The sequence below is a fragment of the Streptomyces sp. GL_148 genome (assembly GCF_057834205.1).
This window is the reverse complement of the sequence record NZ_CM174396.1, coordinates 7,104,021-7,121,542: the sequence shown is the minus strand read 5'-3', so window position 1 is coordinate 7,121,542 and position 17,522 is coordinate 7,104,021. Positions and strand designations below refer to the sequence as shown.

Genomic DNA, 17,522 nt, shown 5'->3' with positions numbered 1-17,522 from the left:
CGAAGGCCGCCCACCGGGTCCCAGGAGTTGCAGGGATCTGCAATTGTGGAGGTCACAAGGCGTGAAGAGGGGCGAGGCGCTGCCCCTATGAGGGAACGGTTCCGGGTGGATGAGATGGGCAGTCACGGCAGGGGTACCCAGGTGAGCACACCGCTGTACCAGCTGAAGGCGGAGTTCTTCAAAACGCTGGGGCATCCGGTCCGCATCCGTGTCCTGGAACTCCTGGCCGTACGCGAGCACGCGGTCGCCGAAATGTTGCCCGAGGTCGGGGTGGAGCCCGCGAGCCTCTCCCAGCAGCTGGCCGTCCTGCGCAAGGCCAACCTGGTGGTCACCCGCCGCGAAGGCTCGACCGTGTACTACAAGCTCACCCACCCGCAGATCGCCGACCTCCTGCGGGTCGCCCGCGGCATCCTCTCCGGCGTCCTGGAAGGCCAGGCCGAACTCCTGGCCGACCTCCGCGCCACCAGCCACACCTAGGCAGCACATCACGGCGTAGGCCCTGCGGGGCCCGCGCACCCATTCGGCGGCCGTCTTCCGTTAGTGCGGGTTCATCGCGCTTCTGACACCGGAGGACGGCCGCTCCCTTTCGCCGCCTCGCTGCGCGGGCGTGCCGCATGGTGGAACGGCTGCGGGACCTGGGACCCGTAGGGAACGCGGAACGGCCCCCGTTCCTCCTGGAGGAGGGACGGGGGCCGTTCGGTGGTGCTAGACCAGCCTGATGGGACTAGGCGGGCAGCGTGTTGCGGAGCGCGGTCGGGGCGTGACCCAGCTCGGTCGCGACCTCTTCGAACTCGGTGACGTCGCTCATGTCGACGGTCTTGCTCATCGAGATGTTGGTGATGCGCTCGAGGATGGCCTCGACGACGACCGGGACCTGGTGCTCCTGGGCCCACTTCTTGGCCGTCTCGAAGGCCTCGCCCAGCTTGTCCGGGTCGGTGACGCGGATCGCCTTGACGCCCAGGCCCTCGGCGACCTTGACGTGGTCGACACCGTAGACACCCAGCTCGGGGGTGTTGATGTTCTCGAACTCGAGGTTGACCTCGAAGTTGATGCCCAGGCCGCCCTGCGCCTGACGGATCAGGCCCAGGTAGGCGTTGTTCACGAGGACGTGAACGTAGGGGACCTTGTGCTGGGCGGCGACCGCCAGCTCCTCGATCATGAACTGGAAGTCGTAGTCGCCGGACAGGGCGACGATCGGGGTCTCCGGGTCCGCGGTGGCGGCACCGATCGCGGCCGGGATGGTCCAGCCGAGGGGGCCGGCCTGGCCACAGTTGATCCAGTTGCGCGGCTTGTAGACGTGCAGCATCTGCGCACCGGCGATCTGGGACAGACCGATGGTGGTGACGTAGCGGGTCTCGGGGCCGAACGCCTTGTTCATCTCCTCGTAGACGCGCTGCGGCTTCATGGGGATGTTGTCGAAGTGCGTGCGGCGCAGCAGCGTCGCCTTGCGCTCCTGGGCGGAAGCGGCCCAGGCGCTGAAGTCGGGCAGCTTGCCCTCGGCCTTGAGCTCCTTGGCGATCTCGACGAAGAGCTCCAGGGCCGCCTTGGCGTCCGAGGCGATGCCGAAGTCCGGGGCGAAGATCTTGCCGATCTGGGTCGGCTCGATGTCGACGTGGACGAACTTGCGGCCCTTGGTGTAGGCGTCGAGGTTGTAACCGGTGTGACGGTTGGCCCACCGGTTGCCGATGCCGAAGACGAAGTCCGACTCGAGGAACGTCGCGTTGCCGTAGCGGTGCGAGGTCTGGACACCGACCATGCCGGCGGCCAGCTCGTGGTCGTCCGGGATGACGCCCCAGCCCATGAGGGTGGAGATGACCGGGACGTTCGTCAGCTCGGCGAACTCGACCAGCAGGTCGGAGGCGTCGGCGTTGATGATGCCGCCACCGGCGACGATCAGCGGGCGCTCGGACTCGAGCAGGAACTGCAGGGCCTTGCGGGCCTGGGCGCGGGTGGCGCTCGGCTTGTAGACCGGCAGCGGCGCGTAGGTCTCGGGGTCGAACTCGATCTCGGTCAGCTGGACGTCGATCGGGAGGTCGATCAGGACCGGGCCCGGACGGCCGGAGCGCATCAGGTGGAAGGCCTCCTGGAACACGCCCGGAACCTGGGCGGCCTCCAGGACGGTCGTCGCCTTCTTGGTGACCGGCTTGGCGATCGAGGCGATGTCGACGGCCTGGAAGTCCTCCTTGTGGAGCTTCGAGACCGGAGCCTGACCGGTGATGCACAGGATCGGGATGGAGTCCGCGATCGCGGAGTACAGGCCGGTGATCATGTCGGTGCCGGCCGGGCCCGAGGTGCCGATGCAGACGCCGATGTTGCCGGCCTTGGCGCGGGTGTAACCCTCCGCCATGTGCGAGGCGCCCTCAACGTGGCGGGCCAGGGTGTGCGCGATTCCGCCCACGTTCTTGAGCTCGCGGTAGAACGGGTTGATCGCAGCACCGGGGACGCCGAACGCTTGTTCGACACCCTCGAGCTTGAGGATCTCCACTGCAGCGGCGGCGGCTGTCATACGAGGCATCGAGTTCTCCTGCGGGTCTGGCGGTCAGGCTTTTCCGTAATCCGGAAGTTTTGTTCTGCTATACGGAACAAGCTAAGCGGCGACTCCCTGCGCCGTCAAGGCGGTACGGCACCCCGGAACCCACCAAAAGCCGCCGATGGGGCAGCGAGTTGTACGAAAATCCAGTGCCCGACCGAAAATCAAGGGTCCGCCCACCCCTCCGGTGGCAGGTGGTGGACCATGGGTCTACTCACAGCGACGAAGAGCGACGAAGGGGGTCCGGCCCTCATGGCGGATGCGGTACCGGTGCGCTGCCCGGCGTGCCTGCGCGAGAACGGCTACGCCGCCCCGGTGTTCCCCTGCGCCTGCGGGAACCCGGTCACCCCTCCCCTGGACCTGGCGTCACCGCCCCGGGAGCTGACCCACCGCACCTGGACACAGAGCTGGGTCGCGGTGCGGTGCGGGGCCTGCGGCCGGGAGAGCGAGTGGCCGCACCCGGAGGTGGGGTGCACCTCCTGCGGGACGGTGGTGCTGGTTCCGGTGCATCCGGTGGAACCGGCGGGCGGGGTTCCAGGGGCGCTCGGGGGTAGGGGCTCGGGTGCTGGCTCCGGTGCTGCCTCCGGTGGGGATGCACGGACTCCCCCTCCCCCGGCGGCGAGGCCCGGACGACCGGCGTCGCCCGAGGGGCCGGCTGCGGGGGCCCCGGCACCGGGCTCGGCAGCCGGCTCGACACCGGGCGCGGCGCCAGACCCGATACCCGATCCGGCGCACGGCCCGATGCACACCCCGGCCGGCCCGCCCCCCGCCACCGATCCTCCGGTGCCCCGGCCCGCCTTCCGGCCCGTGACCATCCGTACCGCCCGGGACGCGGTGGTCACCGCCGCGCTCTACCTGCGCTGGCTCGGCTTCCAGGACGTGCGCCAGCCCGACGGACGACCGATCCCGTCGACGGCGGTGGACCTGCGGGCCCCCGGCCTGGTCGCCCAGGTGGACCCGACCACGGCCCCGGCCGGGCTGCGGGCGGTGGAGTGCGTCTGGCTGAACGGACTCACGGCCTGCGCGACCAGCGTCTACTTCTCGCTCGCCGGATACACCGAAGACGCCCGCGCCCGCGCGGACGACCTCGGGATACCGCTCTTCGTCATGGACCTCACGGGCATGCCCCAGCCGGTCAACGACCCGGCGGAAGACCTCCTCGGCATGGGGGCCTAGGCTCGGGGGGTATTACGTGTGTTGCCTGCCGAGGAGAGCTTGATGAGCCTGTACGACATCCCGCTGACCACCCTGTCCGACGAGCCCACCAGCCTCGCCGCGCACCAGGGCAAGGCGATCCTGCTCGTGAACACCGCCTCGCAGTGCGGTCTCACCCCTCAGTACTCGGGTCTGGCCCGTCTGCAGTTCAAGTACGAGGAGAAGGGCTTCACCGTCATCGGTGTGCCGTGCAACCAGTTCGGCGGGCAGGAGCCGGGCAACGCCGACGACATCCAGACGTTCTGCGCGGCCGGCTTCGGCGTCACCTTCCCGATGCTGGAGAAGTCCGAGGTCAACGGTGAGAACCGGCACCCGCTCTACAAGGAGCTGGTGAAGGTCCCGGACGCCGAGGGCGAGGCCGGTGACATCACCTGGAACTTCGAGAAGTTCCTGATCTCCCCCGCCGGCGAGGTCGTGGCCCGCTTCCGCCCGCGCACCGAGCCCGAGTCCGCCGAGGTCCTCGCGGCGATCGAGGCGCACCTGCCGGCCTAGCACCACCTGGGGTCGAGGGCCGGTACGGGGGCTGCGCGCGCAGCCCCCGTACCGGCCCTCGACCGTTCTCCTCCGCCGTTCCCGGGGATCCCCTCCGGGGTTCCGGGGTCAGTTCACCTGCCGCTCCTGGCCCGACCAGTACGGTTCGCGGAGCTTGAACTTCTGGATCTTGCCGGTGGCCGTACGCGGGATGGTGGCGCGGAATTCGACCGTCGTCGGGGCCTTGTACCCGGCCAGTCGCTCCTTGCAGTGGGCGATGATCTACGCCTCCTCGACGGCCTCTCCCTCCGCGAGGACCACGAGGGCCTTGATCGTCTCGCCCCACTTCTCGTGCGGCACGCCGATCACGGCGACCTCCGCGACCGCCGGATGGCTGAAGATCGCGTCCTCCACCTCGATCGAGGACACGTTCTCGCCGCCGGTGATGATCACGTCCTTCTTCCGGTCGGAGATCGTCAAGTGGCCGTCGGCCTCGTCGACCGTGCCGCCGTCACCGGTGTGGAACCAGCCGTCCCGCAGTGCGGCCGCGGTCTCCTCCGGCTTGTCCCAGTACCCCTCCAGTACGACGTTCGACCGGGCCAGTACCTCGCCGTCCTCGGACACCCGCAGCTTGACCCCGAGCGCGGGCAGCCCCGCGCGCGACAGCCTGCGCGCCCGTTCCCCGGCCGGCAGCTGCGCGTCGGCGGGCCGGGTCCGGTTGAAGGTGAGCAGCGGCGAGGTCTCGGTCAGGCCGTAGATCTGCGTGAACTCCCAGCCCAGCTCCTCACCCATGCGCTGGATCGTCCGGCTCGGCGGCGGGGCGCCCGCGCAGACGACGCGTACCCGGTCCCGGCCCGGGATCTCGCCCTCCCAGCTCGCCGCCGCGTCCAGCACCGTGTTCCACACGGCGGGCGCACCGCACATCAGCGTGACGCCGTGCTCCTCGACCCGGCGCAGGATCTCGGCGCCGTCGACCTTGCGCAGCACGACCTGCTTGACGCCGAGCCCGGCCATCACGAAGGGCATGCCCCAGCCGTTGCAGTGGAACATCGGCAGCGTGTGCATGTAGACGTCACGCTCCCAGACCCGGGTGTGCAGGCCGAAGGTGAGCCCGTTCACCCAGATGTTGCGGTGGGTCAGCTGCACCCCCTTGGGCCGGGCGGTGGTCCCCGAGGTGTAGTTGATCGTGGCCGTCGCGTCCTCGTCCGGGTGCGACCAGGGGCGCGGCTCCACCCCGAAGCGCATCAGCTCCGCATCCGTCTCCGGCCCGAGGACGAAGCGGTGGCGCGCCTTGACGCCCGACAGCGATGCGTCCAGTTCCGGGTCGACGAGCAGCACCGAGGCCCCGCTCTGCCGGACCACGTAGTCGACCTCCTCCGGCTTCAGCCGGAAGTTGACCGGCACGCAGACGCGCCCGCTCATCGGCACCGCGAACAGCAGCTCCAGCAGCCGGGCGGAGTTGTGGCTGACCACCGCCACGCGCTCGCCCTCGCCGACCCCCAGCGCGTCGAATCCCGCCTGCCAGGCCCGTACGCGCTCGCCGAGCCTCCCGTAGGTCGAGTCGGGAACCGGTGGACCGGGCTGATCCGATTCGTCCACCACGCCCGGACTGGACGAGAACCCCAGCTCCGCCCGGTCGAGGAAGTCCGTGACGGTCATGGGAATCCGCATTGCTCTCTCCTAGGGTCCCGAATCCCGAACAACTGCCTGAATGACGCGCCGCGCTCCGTCGATGGTCGAGCGGCCCGCCACGAACGAGAACGACCGCAACCGCGGGTGATCTCGGTCGTGCCAGGCATCGTGCCGTGTCGGACGTACGGGCCACCAGAGCGCGGGGGGGGCGGGTCACGCGACTCCCCTCCCCTTACCTCCTCCCTCCCCTACCTCCTCTGCCTCCCCTCCCTCTCCCACTCAGCCGCGGATGGAGCCGAAGCGGATGGACCCGGTGCGGGCGGAGGCGGAGCCGCCCGGACGGTCCTCTCCACCACCGCCGCCGTCCCCCATGACAGCGAGAAGCGCCTCCCCCTCGGCCACGATCTCCGCCTTGCCGGCCTTGGAGACGTCGGCGAAGAGCTCGACGGTGAGGGTCCCGCCGTCCAGCTTCCAGAGCCCGGCGAGGAACCCGTCGAGGAGCAGCGCGCAGTGGGCCTGGTTCCCCGACCAGGTACTCCCCTTCAGCTCGGGGGCGATCACCCGGGAGCGGTCGGCATGGGAGAGGAGCAGGTTGTCGAACTCGGGCAGGAAGCGGGGCGGCGCGGGCTGCTCCGCATCGGGGCGGGGCCCGTCGGGCAGATCGAACAGCTCTACGCCGTTCTCGTCCTGGAACACCTCCAGGCCGGGCCTGAGCCGCTCGAAGGCCTCGCGCAGCCGGGTGAGCCCGGCCCACGTCTGCATGTCCTTGACGGAAGCGGGCCCAAAGGCCCCGAGATACCGCAGAACAACCTCATCAATCCCCTGCCCCTCCCCCCAAAGCGCTCCCCCCTCTCCCCTCTCTCCTTCTCCTCTCCCTCCTTCTCCTCTCCCTCCCTCTCCCCCAACCCACTCGCTCAAGGTGGTGAGGCGGACCTGCCCGCTCTTCCCCCACACCCCGCGCGGGGTGACCTGGACGAGCGGCAGCCGGCAGCGCGCGGCGACGGACAGCGACTGCGGGTCGGCTCCGGGCCACTCCTTGAGCAGTTCCTCCCGTATCTCCGCCATGGTCCGCGGCTCGGCCTCCACGAACGCCCGCGCCCGCTCGGCCAGCTTGTCCAGGTCCACTCCGACCAGGCCCTTGCGGAAGTAGTTGATCTCCCGGTCGCGGGCGGGCTGGACGAGCGGGCGCAGGGTGAGCGCGTCGTGGACGGTGTGGGTGTGGATGGTGGACCTCATGGTGACCATCCGGACCACCTGGCGGGACTCCATCAGCCCGGCGAGCTCGGCCGGCCCGAATCCGGCGAGTCGGGCGTGGAGCTGGAAGTAGGGCGGCTTCACGTTCTGTGCCTGTAGTCCCAGCAGGTGCTGCGTGGCGTCCTGCGCGGACATCTCGGCGCGGGTCAGGAGCAGCTGACGGGCGAGCGTGGCGCGGTTCAGCGCACGGGTGTCGAGTACGGGACGCGTCGTTTTGGAGGCCATGAAAGCAACGTAGCGGCCCATGCGGACACCCTCTGTCCGCAACTCCGCACCGGTCGCACCCGCGTGCACGGACCCGCATGGACCCCGGGGTCCATTCACCCGGATATCCTGCCCCTTGCCCGTAAACACCCGTTCGACCGGGAGCTGACCTGCGATGTCGGAGCGACCAGACCGCCGCCCCACGCCCCCGTCCGCCTCCACGCCCACACCCGCGCCCGCGCCCGCGAAGCGCGCGGGATGGCGACGCCCGGCCGCCCCTCCCCCCACCCCTCCCACCACACCCCCACGGGCCCCGAAGCCGCCCCCGCCGGCCCCCACCCCCGCGGACCACCGCAGCGTGATCGACTCCGCGGTCTACCGCGACGGCGTCCGGGTCGCCTCCCCCACCACCCTCGCCGACACCTTCCGCCGACTGCGCGAACAGCCCGACGGCATGGCCTGGATCGGCCTGCATCGCCCCACGGAGCCCGAACTCCACTCCCTGGCCGACGAGTTCAACCTCCACCCGCTCTCCATCGAAGACGCCCTGGAGGCCCACCAGCGCCCCAAGCTGGAGCGCTACGGCGACACCCTCTTCGTCGTCCTGCGGGCCGCCCGCTACCTGGACGCGCTGGAGGAGGTCGACTTCGGAGAGCTCCACATCTTCGTCGGCCCCGACTTCCTGATCACGGTCCGCCACGGCGCGGCCCCGGACCTCTCGGCGGTCCGCCGCCGCATGGAGGAGTCCCCCGAACTCCTCTCCCTCGGCCCGGAAGCCGCCCTGTACGCCATCCTCGACGCGGTGGTCGACGGCTACGCCCCCGTCGTCGAGGGCGTCCAGATCGACATGGACGAGATCGAGACCGAGGTCTTCAGCGGCGACCCGGAAGTCTCCCGCCGCATCTACGAACTCTCCCGGGAAATGGTCGAGTTCCAACGCGCGACCCGCCCCCTGGTCGGCATGCTCCACAGCCTGATGGCCGGCTTCGCGAAGTACGGCACGGACGAGGAACTCCAGCGCTACCTACGCGACGTAGCCGACCACGTCACCCACACCAGCGAACGCGTGGACGGCTTCCGCCAAGCCCTCACCGAAATCCTGACGGTCAACGCCACCCTGGTCTCCCAACAACAGAACGCCGAAATGCGCGCCTTGGCCGAGGCCGGCTTCGAACAAAACGAGGAAATCAAGAAGATCTCCTCGTGGGCTGCCATTTTGTTTGCTCCCACACTCGTCGGAACTATCTACGGCATGAACTTCGAAGACATGCCCGAACTCAAGTGGGCAGGCGGCTACCCCTTCGCGATCCTGCTGATGGCGGTGGTCTGCGTGAGTTTGTACGTGATTTTCAAGCGGCGAGACTGGCTCTAGGCTCCTCGCATCCCGCTCAGATCATCCTTCGCACTTCGCTTTCGCGTCACCCACAGATCGACCTCGAAGCGGCCGTGGGGGGTCTCTGGGGGGGAATAGATGCGGGTGATCTCCTCGCCCTGCCCCGACAAGCCCGTGACCAGGCCTTTTAGGGCGTCGGTAAGCCCTGGGGGGAATCCGGGGAGAAACGACTAGCAGTCGGCGCCTTATGTCCGCCACAACGAGCCCGCCTGGCCGCCGTTCAACGTGCCCCGCAGAGCCCGCCCGCCCCTGCGGCGCATCACAGACAGTGGCCATCATGCGCTTGCCGTACCCGACAGGACGAAGTCGTACCGTCCACACGGGAGCACACCGGGCGGAGTGGCCTCGGGCCTGCCGCAACCACGCGCTGCCCGCGGGGTCAGAACGCCCTGACCTGCGTGGAGGTGCGAGTCGTCCACGACCAGCAGCGCCAGTTTGTCGCCCGCAAGCCGCTCGACCACCCGGCCGCGGCTTGGTCCCAGTGGGCCACGAAGAAGTTGTTGTCGGCAGGTTCTTCATGAAGACGATGCTGTCGTAATCGGCGCGTAGCCACGTTGGCAGTACCAGTCGACGAGGTCTGCCGCCTGCGAGGAGGTATCGATGACGACCTGTGGTCAGGCGCGCGCGCCGTCGAGGATCAGGTCGACCAAGCGCGGGACCAGGGTGTCCTCCAGCGGTTCGCCGGTGAGCAGTACCCGGGCGAGGAGGGGGCCCGTGATGGCCTCGACCAGGAGGTGGGGGTCGGTTCCGGCGGGCAATTCCCCTCGGGCGATACCGCGCCGGACGAGGGCTTCGGCACGCTCCAGCCGGGCGTTCCAGTAAGAGCGTCCGCCAGTAGGCGGGTGAAGTGGTGCAGGCACGGTCCCCGATCATGGAGTTCTCACGCTTCATGATCACTCGGGGTGTCCGTGCCTGCTGTCCCATCATGCCTGCTCAAACCGGTTCGCGACCAGTTCCTGGCGCTGCTGCCTGACCGTGAGGAGCGTCATCCGCTGGGCTGTCACAACCCGCGGATAGCCGACGGGATTGTCTTCGACCGCCTGGTCCAGGTCCTCGTCTTCGGCTGCGGATACGAACGCGCGGCCGACGAGTACTGCTCCGCCACGACGCTGCGGCGCCGTCGGGACGAGTGGATCAAGCTGGGAGTCATGGAGGAGCTGCGGCTGCTGGTCCTGAACGCCTACGACCGTGTGATCGGCCTGGATCTGGACCACCTCGTCGCGGACGGCTGCATCACGAAGGCCCCCTCTGGTGGTGAGTGCGCCGGCAGGAGCCCCGTCGACCGCGGTAAACAAGGCCTCAAACGCTCGCAGTTGACCGAAGCCCGCGGCATACCCCTGATCACCGAGCCTGCACCCGCGAACATCCGCGACCACACTCTCCTGCCCGCCACCCTGGACGCGTACAGCCATCTTGAGAAGGCCCTGGGGCCGTTGCCGGAGCGCCCGCGGCTGGGCCTGGACGCCGGCTACGACTACCGCCCCGTCCACGACGATCTGGCCGAACGCGGCATCGACGCACAGATCACCCCACGCGGAGAGAAAGTCCCGATCCAGGCGGGAGGCCGGTGGGTCGTCGAGCGCACGAACTCCTGGATGAACAACTTCGGGAAACTCCGACGCTGCACCGAGCGACGAAAGAGTGCCATCAAGTTCTACATCGCCCTGGCCTGCGTATTCGTCACCGTCCGCCACCTGATCCGCCAGGCATGGACCCGCTACCGCTGGAACACACGACCCCGCACACCCCGCATCCGATGACCTACTGGCGGACGCTCTAAGAGCGCCTCCCCTCCTCCAGGTCGTTCTCACCGCGCACAGTGCCGAGGTGCAGCAGTGCTGCGCCGGCCGGCGTCGAGAGGTACCGGGCCAGCGCCGTGAACAGCTGGGGACAGGTCTTCGCGCACGTCGCCCGTGTCCGGAGTCGGGAGTGCCGTGTCGGAATGGGTGGCCAGTGCGTCGAAGACCAGATTCTCGCGGGTCTTCCAGTGCCGGTACACGGAGGTCTCGTGGACGCCGGCCGCGCGCGACAGCGGCCAGGGTGGTCGCGGCCAGCCCTTCTGCGGTGAGCAGGTCGACGGTGGCGGCCAGAACCGCCTGCCCAGCGGCAGCAGGGGGTCACTCACTGCATCTCACCCCACGCCGTCAGCAGGGCCACGTTGAAGGCGGGGTCGTTGACATCGACGTGCGCGTAGATCTCATCGACCGTCTGGGTCGAGGCTCAACCGCCGGCGCCCCGGACGATGACCAGGTTGCCGTCCGCGGCATCCAGCACCGCGTTCGCCCAGGTGTGGCGGAACATGTTAGGGCGGATCAGCCCTAGACCGGCGCGGAAGCCAGCCCGCTTGAGCGTCTTGCGGGCGCCTTCCGGGGTCAAGGCCCCATGTCGGCGGTGACAGCTCCACCTGCCTCGGAATAACCCGTCGGGTTCGGGCGGTGCGCCGACGGCCAGGAACCCGCCCGAAGGTACGGCTGCCGACAGCTCCGGGCACGATCATCACGGCCGTTTATAGGAAGCCCCCCGAGGAGCCGACGACCACGAAGGACGCCAACATCAGCACGCCGGTGGCGACCAGACCGGCTCTCCGCCAGGCGGGGACCGTACAGACGGCGACGAGCGCCGGGCCGAGCGCAAGCGCGGTCAAAGTGACGACCGAGGGCTGCGGGACGTCATCCCCTAGGAAAGGGATGAGGGCGAACGCGTCCATCTGGAGTGCCAGGCATGCCGGCACGGTCGCCTTCAGCGGTCGCACGCCCAGCACGCCCAGCGTGATCGCGAAGGTGAGCACGGCCAGAAACGCCCACAGCCCGATGCCGATGAACGGGTAGGCGGTGAAGCAGACTGACGTGCCTTCCTCACAGGCGCGGGCATCGGCGGTGTCGGCCCACTGCCACAGGGCCAGCCCCATCCACCCGGTGACAGCACCTGTTAAGGCGCTGCCGAGAACGCTGTAAGCCTTAGTCATGGGGAGCAGCCTTTCAGGGAACGAGGCAGGGGTCCTGAGTACGGATACTCAGGACCCCCTCAGGCTGTTACTTCGCGTCGTCTCTCAGCGTGTCCTGCAGGGAGTTGGCGTACAGCCGGGCACCTGTGGTCTTTGGGTGGAAGGACTGCGCCGAGCGCGGGATACCGCCCTCATCACCAGGTGTTTTGTCGTTGACGATGCCGTGGATCGTCTCGGGGTTGCCGCAGATCGCCTTTTTGTCGAAATCGTTCGTGGGGTCGGAGAACCAGGCCTTTACATTGCCGCTCGCCTTGGCGTCCGCGACCGCGTTCTTCATCTCTTTGACCAGCAGAGCGCCGATCTCGTTGAGCCAGGGGGTCTCCGCCGTACCGATGCCTGGGACACAGCCTCCGTTGCCCGAGAGGAGGGGCGGGTAGCCCATCAGCACGATCTTGGCGTTGGGTGCCCGCTTGGCGATCTCCAAGAGCGTGGTGTGGATCGAGGGCCGCACCGAATTCTTGATCAGCCTCGGCTCGGTGACCTTGAGCGGCTCCGACATGCCGCTGAGCTTCGCGTTCTGGCAGGGGATGAGGCCGCCCTTGAAGACGCACTCCTGGATGACGTCCCCGAACCGCGCGTCGTTGCCGCCGATGGACACGGTCACCAGGCTGGTGTTCTGATCCAGGTATCCCTTGTCGAGCTGCGGGAGCTCACCGTAGGAGGGACGCCCCTTCTCGCCCTCGGAGTTGGTCGGCCCCGTCGCGCTGTTGGAGAGGATGTTCTCCGTCTGAGCGCCGGAGCAGGCGATCAGGTGGTAGTCCATTCTGGCGTCGGCGGCATCGGACATCGCGCCGATCGACTTGGTGTACCCGGGCAGGGTGGCCTGACGGGACCAGGCGTTCTTGGACCGGTGGCAGGCGTTGCGCAGCTTCTTGTCGGTGCCAAAGAGGTCGGTCTCCTTGTAATAGTCACCGCCGCCCGAGACGGAGGCGCCTTCACCAGAGGAGTACGAGTCGCCCATGGCGACCACGAAGTTCGCCGGCTTGGCCGCGAGGGGCTGGAAGCCCACGGCGTCCCAGGCGATGTCCTCGGTCCCGTCACCGTCACGGGTGTGCGTGTCGAGGGTGACCTGCGGGGTACCGGTGAAGTAGAAGACACCGAGATCGACCCACTTGTTGGCCAGTACGCGCTGCGGTTGGACGCGGACCGGGCTCGTGGAGTTGGTGCCCTTGACCTGGTAGGCGGCCTGACGCGTGTGGGCGCCGTGGTCAGGGATGTGGGTCCAGACGCGCATCCAGCCACGGTTGGGCTGGTTCAGCGTCCAGGTGCCGGACAAGAAAAGTCGGCTGCCGTCGGCAGTGGACTTGTCGCGGGTGTGCGCGAACCAGAAGTGGTTGCGGAATCCGGCGCCGATCTGGTGCGTATCGATCTTGGACGGGTACACGCCGTTGGTGCCCGCGAAGGTGAACCGGAAGGAACCGGCCGAAGCCGTGTTCGCGCAGTTGCGCGGGGAACCGCCTGCCGGGCTGACGCCGGCTGGCAGATCGTCGATCACGAAAGTACCCTCGGGCAGGCCGATGGTGCAGCGCGGTGGGTAGGAGCTCTCGTCCGGCTGCTCCGGGTAGGTGGTGTCGAACCGGTGGACCGCGTTCCCGCACTCGGCGTTCTTGCAGTCCTTCCACTTCGCGGCGCTGTGGAACCAGCACTTCAGGTAGAGCGGGTTCGTGGTGTCCGGGTCGCCCGGCAGCAGGCAGGCACCCTGGCCGGTCTTGTTCGAGTCGGTGTTACTGATCTTGGACTTGTCGCAGTTGTTGGAAGCGTTGCAGAACAGCCCGATCGGAGGCATCACCCGCGTGCGGTCCGGATTGGTGGTCCACCATGCCGGACGGTAGCCGGGGGCGAAGGTGCCCGGCTTGGCCATCGCGGAGATCGGGCGGGCGGCCCAGCCGATCACCTTCTCCTGGTACGGCCAGTGCTGGGGGTTTGCCGCGTGGTAGTACGCGTCACCCCCGCTCGCGTCCTCCAGGAACGGGGTGCGGTTGGCCTTCCACAGCGGGTTGGCCGGGTTGTTGGTCCAACCCACGCCCCACTTGCCGCCGTTCTGGGACGCCGTCGAGGCCGCGTAGTAGCCGGCGTTGTACGCCCACAGAGCATACGTCCAGTTCTCGATGTACTTGGGGTGACCGTCGTTGATGACCAGCCCGTCGCGGCGCGTGGAGTTCCACTTCTCGATGAGGATGTTCACGCCCGCCGCGATGTTCGCCGCGTAGTCGAGGGCGACGGCCTCCTGCTGGACGGTCGTCTTCGGAGCCTCGCCCTTCTTCTCGTGACCGTGGGCGCGCATGCCGTCGGTGACCTGCGTGATGCCGTAACCGCAGTCCGCATTAGCCCAGTTGATGGCCCACGGGTCCTGCTGCTGGCCGTTGGAAGCGACCTTGTGCCCGTAGAAGTTGCCGATGAGCGAGTTGGCCGTGACACCGGGCACCGCATAGCGGGTGGCCTGCCACATGTTCGACTCCTGCGCAGTGATGCCGAGCAGCACCTGCGAGGGGACATGCCATTCGTCGGCGCGGTCCGGCGCGCCGTTCGGGTCGCCGACCAGCGTCGTGATCGGGAACAGGGTCTGTGGCGCGTATGCGGCCATGCCCGTGTTCTTCCAGTTCGCCGGACGCGTGGCGCCCTTGTTCAGCTGACCAATGACGGTCTGGTTGACCGCCCACTCGACCTGCCGCGGCGTGGGCTGGAAGGCCTGCCTGCGGGGGTCGTTGCGCGCCACCGAACAGTAACGGTCGGCGTCGACGGTGCTGTTGCCCGGAGAGGCGGCGAACGCGGTGTCAACGCCGTCCGCGCCGCCGGACTCCCTTGGAGCCGGGGCGGCGCCGGACTTCAGAGCGGGGGAGGTGTCCTGGCCGTCCTTGACGGCCTGCTCGCTGCCCACGGGGTCGGCGAGGGGGACAGCGTCGAGCTCGACGGTCTTGCCCGTATCCAGAGACTTGACCTCGGTACGCGCGGTGCGGGCGCTCAGCACGTCCTCGGGCCGGATGCGGGAGTCCTGCCCATCGGCCCAGCGCGTCATGACGGCCGCCTTGCCGTCCGAGGAGACCTTGGACTCCTTGGCGATGCCACCCGGGTTCTTCACCGCACCCGGAAGCTTGCCCAGGCTGACCGCCTTGCCGGTGACGTACACCTTGCCGGACGGCGTGCGGGCCAGGTCGAAGGCCTCCAGCTTGCCGACCGCCAGCTGGGTGCCGGCCGCTTTGCCGTCGGACTTCTTGATCTCGTCCGCCGTGATCCGGTTGACGGAACCCGTCGCGCCGGAGGTCGCGGCCGCCATGGCGGCGCTCTTGGCCGCGGGCTCCTGGCCGGCCTCTACGCGGTCGATGTACGTCACGCCGCCGTCGGCGTCGGCCGACAACTGGAACGGGATGGCCGACGTGCGCTTGATGGAGCTGACCTTGGAGTCGGCGGCGACCTTTACCAGGCTCGGACCCTGGGCTGCGACGATCTCGCCGTTCACCGGGATGGCCGAGGTGACCTGGCCTGGCACCGTCAGCACGTCGGTCTTGGCCGTCGGTGCGTCCACGGTGACGAGCCGGGTCTCGTTCTTCGGCGCCGTCTCGTCGGCGAACTGCGAGAAGACGGCCTTGTCGCCGGAGCCGCAGCCCGGGGAGAAGTAGCCGAGGCTGGCCTGCAGGGGCAGCTTCGCCACCCTGCCGGTCCTCAGGTCGACGATCGCGGTGAACGCGCCGCGCGCCATCAGCTCGGGCTTGTTGGTGAACGTACGCGGCGCGTACGCGACGGCCGCGTGCGTGCCCGACTGGGTCAGACAGGCGTTGCCGATCCAGGTGTCGGTGTCGAAGCCCGGCTCGGACAGGGTGGCGGCGGTGCGCCACTTGTAGCCGTCCTTGTGGTCGGCGAGCAGCAGGTGGAAGCCCATGCCGTCGCCCGACGTGGTCCACGCACGGTCCTTGGAACTGCGGTAGTCCTTGCCGAGGGTGGCGGTCCGGTCCTCCTCGGGAACAGCTTCGGCCTTGCTGCCCTCCGCCCCCGGGGCGGGGCTGCTCCAGCCATCCGCCGGCCTCGGTGGAGGCGGTGGAGCCGCGAGGGCCTGTGTGGTCGCCACGCCTGCGGCTAATGACAGGGTGACGGCGACGGTCACGGGTATCCGTGCGCGCTGCAGAGTCTTTCGGTTCACTCTTCGCTCTCTCATTGGAACGCGGTGGAAGGATCCGACGCGGATGGCCCGCTCAGGGCATGGTGATGACATGCGCCAGGAATTCACGGGCCCCCGAACCCCCGCCGTGCGACAAGGACGGCGGGGGCGGGAGCTCGGACATGCCGGCTGCGTTGGCGCAGGCACCTGCGCACCGTGCTCGGCCACAGGGCACCATCGCGAGTGACCGTCAGTTGCAGGGACGGGCATTGACCTTGCGGTCGATGAGAGCCGTGGTGGAGGTCTTCGTGTTCTTCATGATCGCAATGGCTGTTGCGCAGTAGGTGGAAACCTGCATGCGAACCGGCCCGGCATACTGAGTGAAGTTGCCTTCATCCGTGACGCACGTGGGTGCGATCTTGTAGTCACACACCTTCAATTTCATGTACTTGGCGGTGCTCAGGTTGTTGTCGAAGATGGCACACACACCATCTCCGTCTGCCTGGTTGTAGATGAAGAGAGTGCCCCACCGCCGCGCGTCCGGAAGGCGTTCGGCGGAGTACAGCGAGTAACTGGAGCCACAGAGGTTTCCCGTCATGGCGACCGCCTGGGGCTCAGCGGCCGCGATGGCACGCGTGTTGGCGTCGGCCTTGGACGAGATCTTGACCTCCGCTGCCGCGCTGCCGTCTGCGGCCGAGGCGTGCGGAGCGGCCAGACCGAAGGCCACTACAGACACAGCGGTAAAACTGGCGCGCACAGCAATGCTCTTGGTAATGCCGAACATGACATTCCCCCCTTTGGATTCGACTGAGTGGCTTGATGCAATGCCGGGTCGTGAACCTGAGATCCGCCCGTGAGGTCGCCACGCCCCCCACGCCCCCACGCCGGCCGCCCGAGACGGCCCGAGGTGGGGGCTACCTGCTCCGCAGCGACCAAGCGGTCAGTCGTCGTTGGTACCGTGCACGAGACCTGAACCGGCAAGCTGCCAAGTGATGGCACCCTTGTCGTCCCCGACGATGTCGTAGGTGACGGTGGCGTCCGAGGACCACCACAGACGCGGGTCGTAGTTGGCTGCCGGCGCCGCACACTGGAAACTCCCGACGGTCTCCTTGTTGATGAGAGCGGTGAGATCACAGCTGTTGCTGGTCACGACAGTGTCCGCCCCCAGTTCCTGCGTGCGGCTCTCAAGCCGGGACACGACCTTGAACGACTCGAACCGCTTGCCCTCGACAAGCAGTTGTGCGTCAACGACCTTTTGCCAGGTCAGCTTGATATCGGCCTGGATCCTCCCCTGGCCGGTCGCATAGCCGATGTGCGTGCACGCCCTGTCCGAGAAGGAAAGCCCGGGCCGCTTGTCGGGGAAGGTGATGGCATAGTCCGCACTGTCCCAGTCCATCTGGCAGGCGGTCTGGGCACTTGCGGTCTGCGCGGACACCAGCAATCCGGCGCCCATCACCCCCGTGGCAACCGATATGACGGCTGCACGCATGGCTGTCTGCTTCATTTTTCCCCCATCGTCTGGCACTGCATGTCGGCGACCCGCCCCAGGGATCGCGTTGGGATCCCCACTCCCCCGATATGGCCGGTCTCGCAATGCGGAGGCCCAGCTTCGACTTCTGGCAGGGCGTCCAGCGCCTTGATGCTGACCCAGCCCAACACCGCGAGTCAACGATCATTTCAAGTCAGTAAACGATCATTGACTACCCTTCGCCCTCAGGCCGGCCGG

Annotated in this window: 11 protein-coding genes and 3 pseudogenes; 5 read left to right on the top strand and 9 right to left on the bottom strand. The window is 68.2% G+C overall.

The window, feature by feature from the left end; genetic code table 11:
* Positions 1 to 141: 141 nt before the first annotated feature.
* Positions 142 to 477 carry an ArsR/SmtB family transcription factor gene (locus tag AC3IYI_RS32155; protein WP_489406967.1) on the top strand — a complete coding sequence of 112 codons (336 nt, stop codon included), beginning with the start codon at positions 142 to 144 and terminating at the stop codon, positions 475 to 477.
* A gap of 247 nt (positions 478 to 724) precedes the next feature.
* Here the strand turns inward: AC3IYI_RS32155 and gcl are convergent, their stop codons facing one another.
* A complete protein-coding gene (gcl, locus tag AC3IYI_RS32150; protein WP_489411749.1) occupies positions 725 to 2,506 on the bottom strand; it encodes a glyoxylate carboligase in 1,782 nt (593 codons plus the stop codon).
* Positions 2,507 to 2,782: 276 nt separating this feature from the next.
* Between gcl and AC3IYI_RS32145 the strand changes: the two genes are divergently transcribed.
* A complete protein-coding gene (locus AC3IYI_RS32145) occupies positions 2,783 to 3,706 on the top strand; it encodes a hypothetical protein (protein WP_489411748.1) in 924 nt (307 codons plus the stop codon).
* A gap of 42 nt (positions 3,707 to 3,748) precedes the next feature.
* On the top strand, positions 3,749 to 4,237 hold the full coding sequence (locus AC3IYI_RS32140) for a glutathione peroxidase (RefSeq protein ID WP_489406966.1): 489 nt from the start codon (positions 3,749 to 3,751) through the stop codon (positions 4,235 to 4,237).
* 108 nt (positions 4,238 to 4,345) lie between these two features.
* On the opposite strand, the pseudogene AC3IYI_RS32135 reads toward AC3IYI_RS32140, so the two are convergent.
* Both AC3IYI_RS32135 and AC3IYI_RS32130 read right to left on the bottom strand, forming a co-directional pair.
* A pseudogene (locus tag AC3IYI_RS32135) lies at positions 4,346 to 5,887 on the bottom strand (AMP-binding protein).
* Positions 5,888 to 6,127: 240 nt separating this feature from the next.
* Complete coding sequence (locus AC3IYI_RS32130) at positions 6,128 to 7,327, bottom strand: winged helix DNA-binding domain-containing protein (RefSeq protein ID WP_489406965.1); 1,200 nt, start codon at positions 7,325 to 7,327, stop codon at positions 6,128 to 6,130.
* Between the two features lie 154 nt (positions 7,328 to 7,481).
* Between AC3IYI_RS32130 and AC3IYI_RS32125 the strand changes: the two genes are divergently transcribed.
* Positions 7,482 to 8,678 (top strand): magnesium and cobalt transport protein CorA, encoded by a 1,197-nt coding sequence (locus tag AC3IYI_RS32125; RefSeq protein WP_489406964.1) that lies wholly within the window; start codon positions 7,482 to 7,484, stop codon positions 8,676 to 8,678.
* 635 nt (positions 8,679 to 9,313) lie between these two features.
* On the opposite strand, the pseudogene AC3IYI_RS32120 reads toward AC3IYI_RS32125, so the two are convergent.
* A pseudogene (locus AC3IYI_RS32120) lies at positions 9,314 to 9,520 on the bottom strand (TetR-like C-terminal domain-containing protein); the annotation flags it as partial.
* An 87-nt stretch (positions 9,521 to 9,607) separates the two neighbouring features.
* On the opposite strand from AC3IYI_RS32120, the gene AC3IYI_RS32115 reads away from it, so the two are divergent.
* Positions 9,608 to 10,459, top strand: a complete 852-nt coding sequence (locus AC3IYI_RS32115; protein WP_489406963.1) for an IS5 family transposase — start codon at positions 9,608 to 9,610, stop codon at positions 10,457 to 10,459.
* A gap of 25 nt (positions 10,460 to 10,484) precedes the next feature.
* Here the strand turns inward: AC3IYI_RS32115 and AC3IYI_RS32110 are convergent.
* The 5 genes and pseudogenes from AC3IYI_RS32110 to AC3IYI_RS32090 all read right to left on the bottom strand — a co-directional run.
* Positions 10,485 to 10,789 (bottom strand): annotated as a pseudogene (locus AC3IYI_RS32110) (TetR/AcrR family transcriptional regulator); the annotation flags it as partial.
* A gap of 416 nt (positions 10,790 to 11,205) precedes the next feature.
* Positions 11,206 to 11,607 (bottom strand): hypothetical protein, encoded by a 402-nt coding sequence (locus AC3IYI_RS32105; RefSeq protein ID WP_489406962.1) that lies wholly within the window; start codon positions 11,605 to 11,607, stop codon positions 11,206 to 11,208.
* A gap of 124 nt (positions 11,608 to 11,731) precedes the next feature.
* Positions 11,732 to 15,766, bottom strand: a complete 4,035-nt coding sequence (locus AC3IYI_RS32100; RefSeq protein WP_489406961.1) for an SGNH/GDSL hydrolase family protein — start codon at positions 15,764 to 15,766, stop codon at positions 11,732 to 11,734.
* Between the two features lie 280 nt (positions 15,767 to 16,046).
* Positions 16,047 to 16,580, bottom strand: a complete 534-nt coding sequence (locus tag AC3IYI_RS32095; RefSeq protein ID WP_489406960.1) for a hypothetical protein — start codon at positions 16,578 to 16,580, stop codon at positions 16,047 to 16,049.
* Between the two features lie 156 nt (positions 16,581 to 16,736).
* Positions 16,737 to 17,300, bottom strand: a complete 564-nt coding sequence (locus tag AC3IYI_RS32090) for a hypothetical protein (RefSeq protein WP_489406959.1) — start codon at positions 17,298 to 17,300, stop codon at positions 16,737 to 16,739.
* Positions 17,301 to 17,522 lie beyond the last annotated feature (222 nt).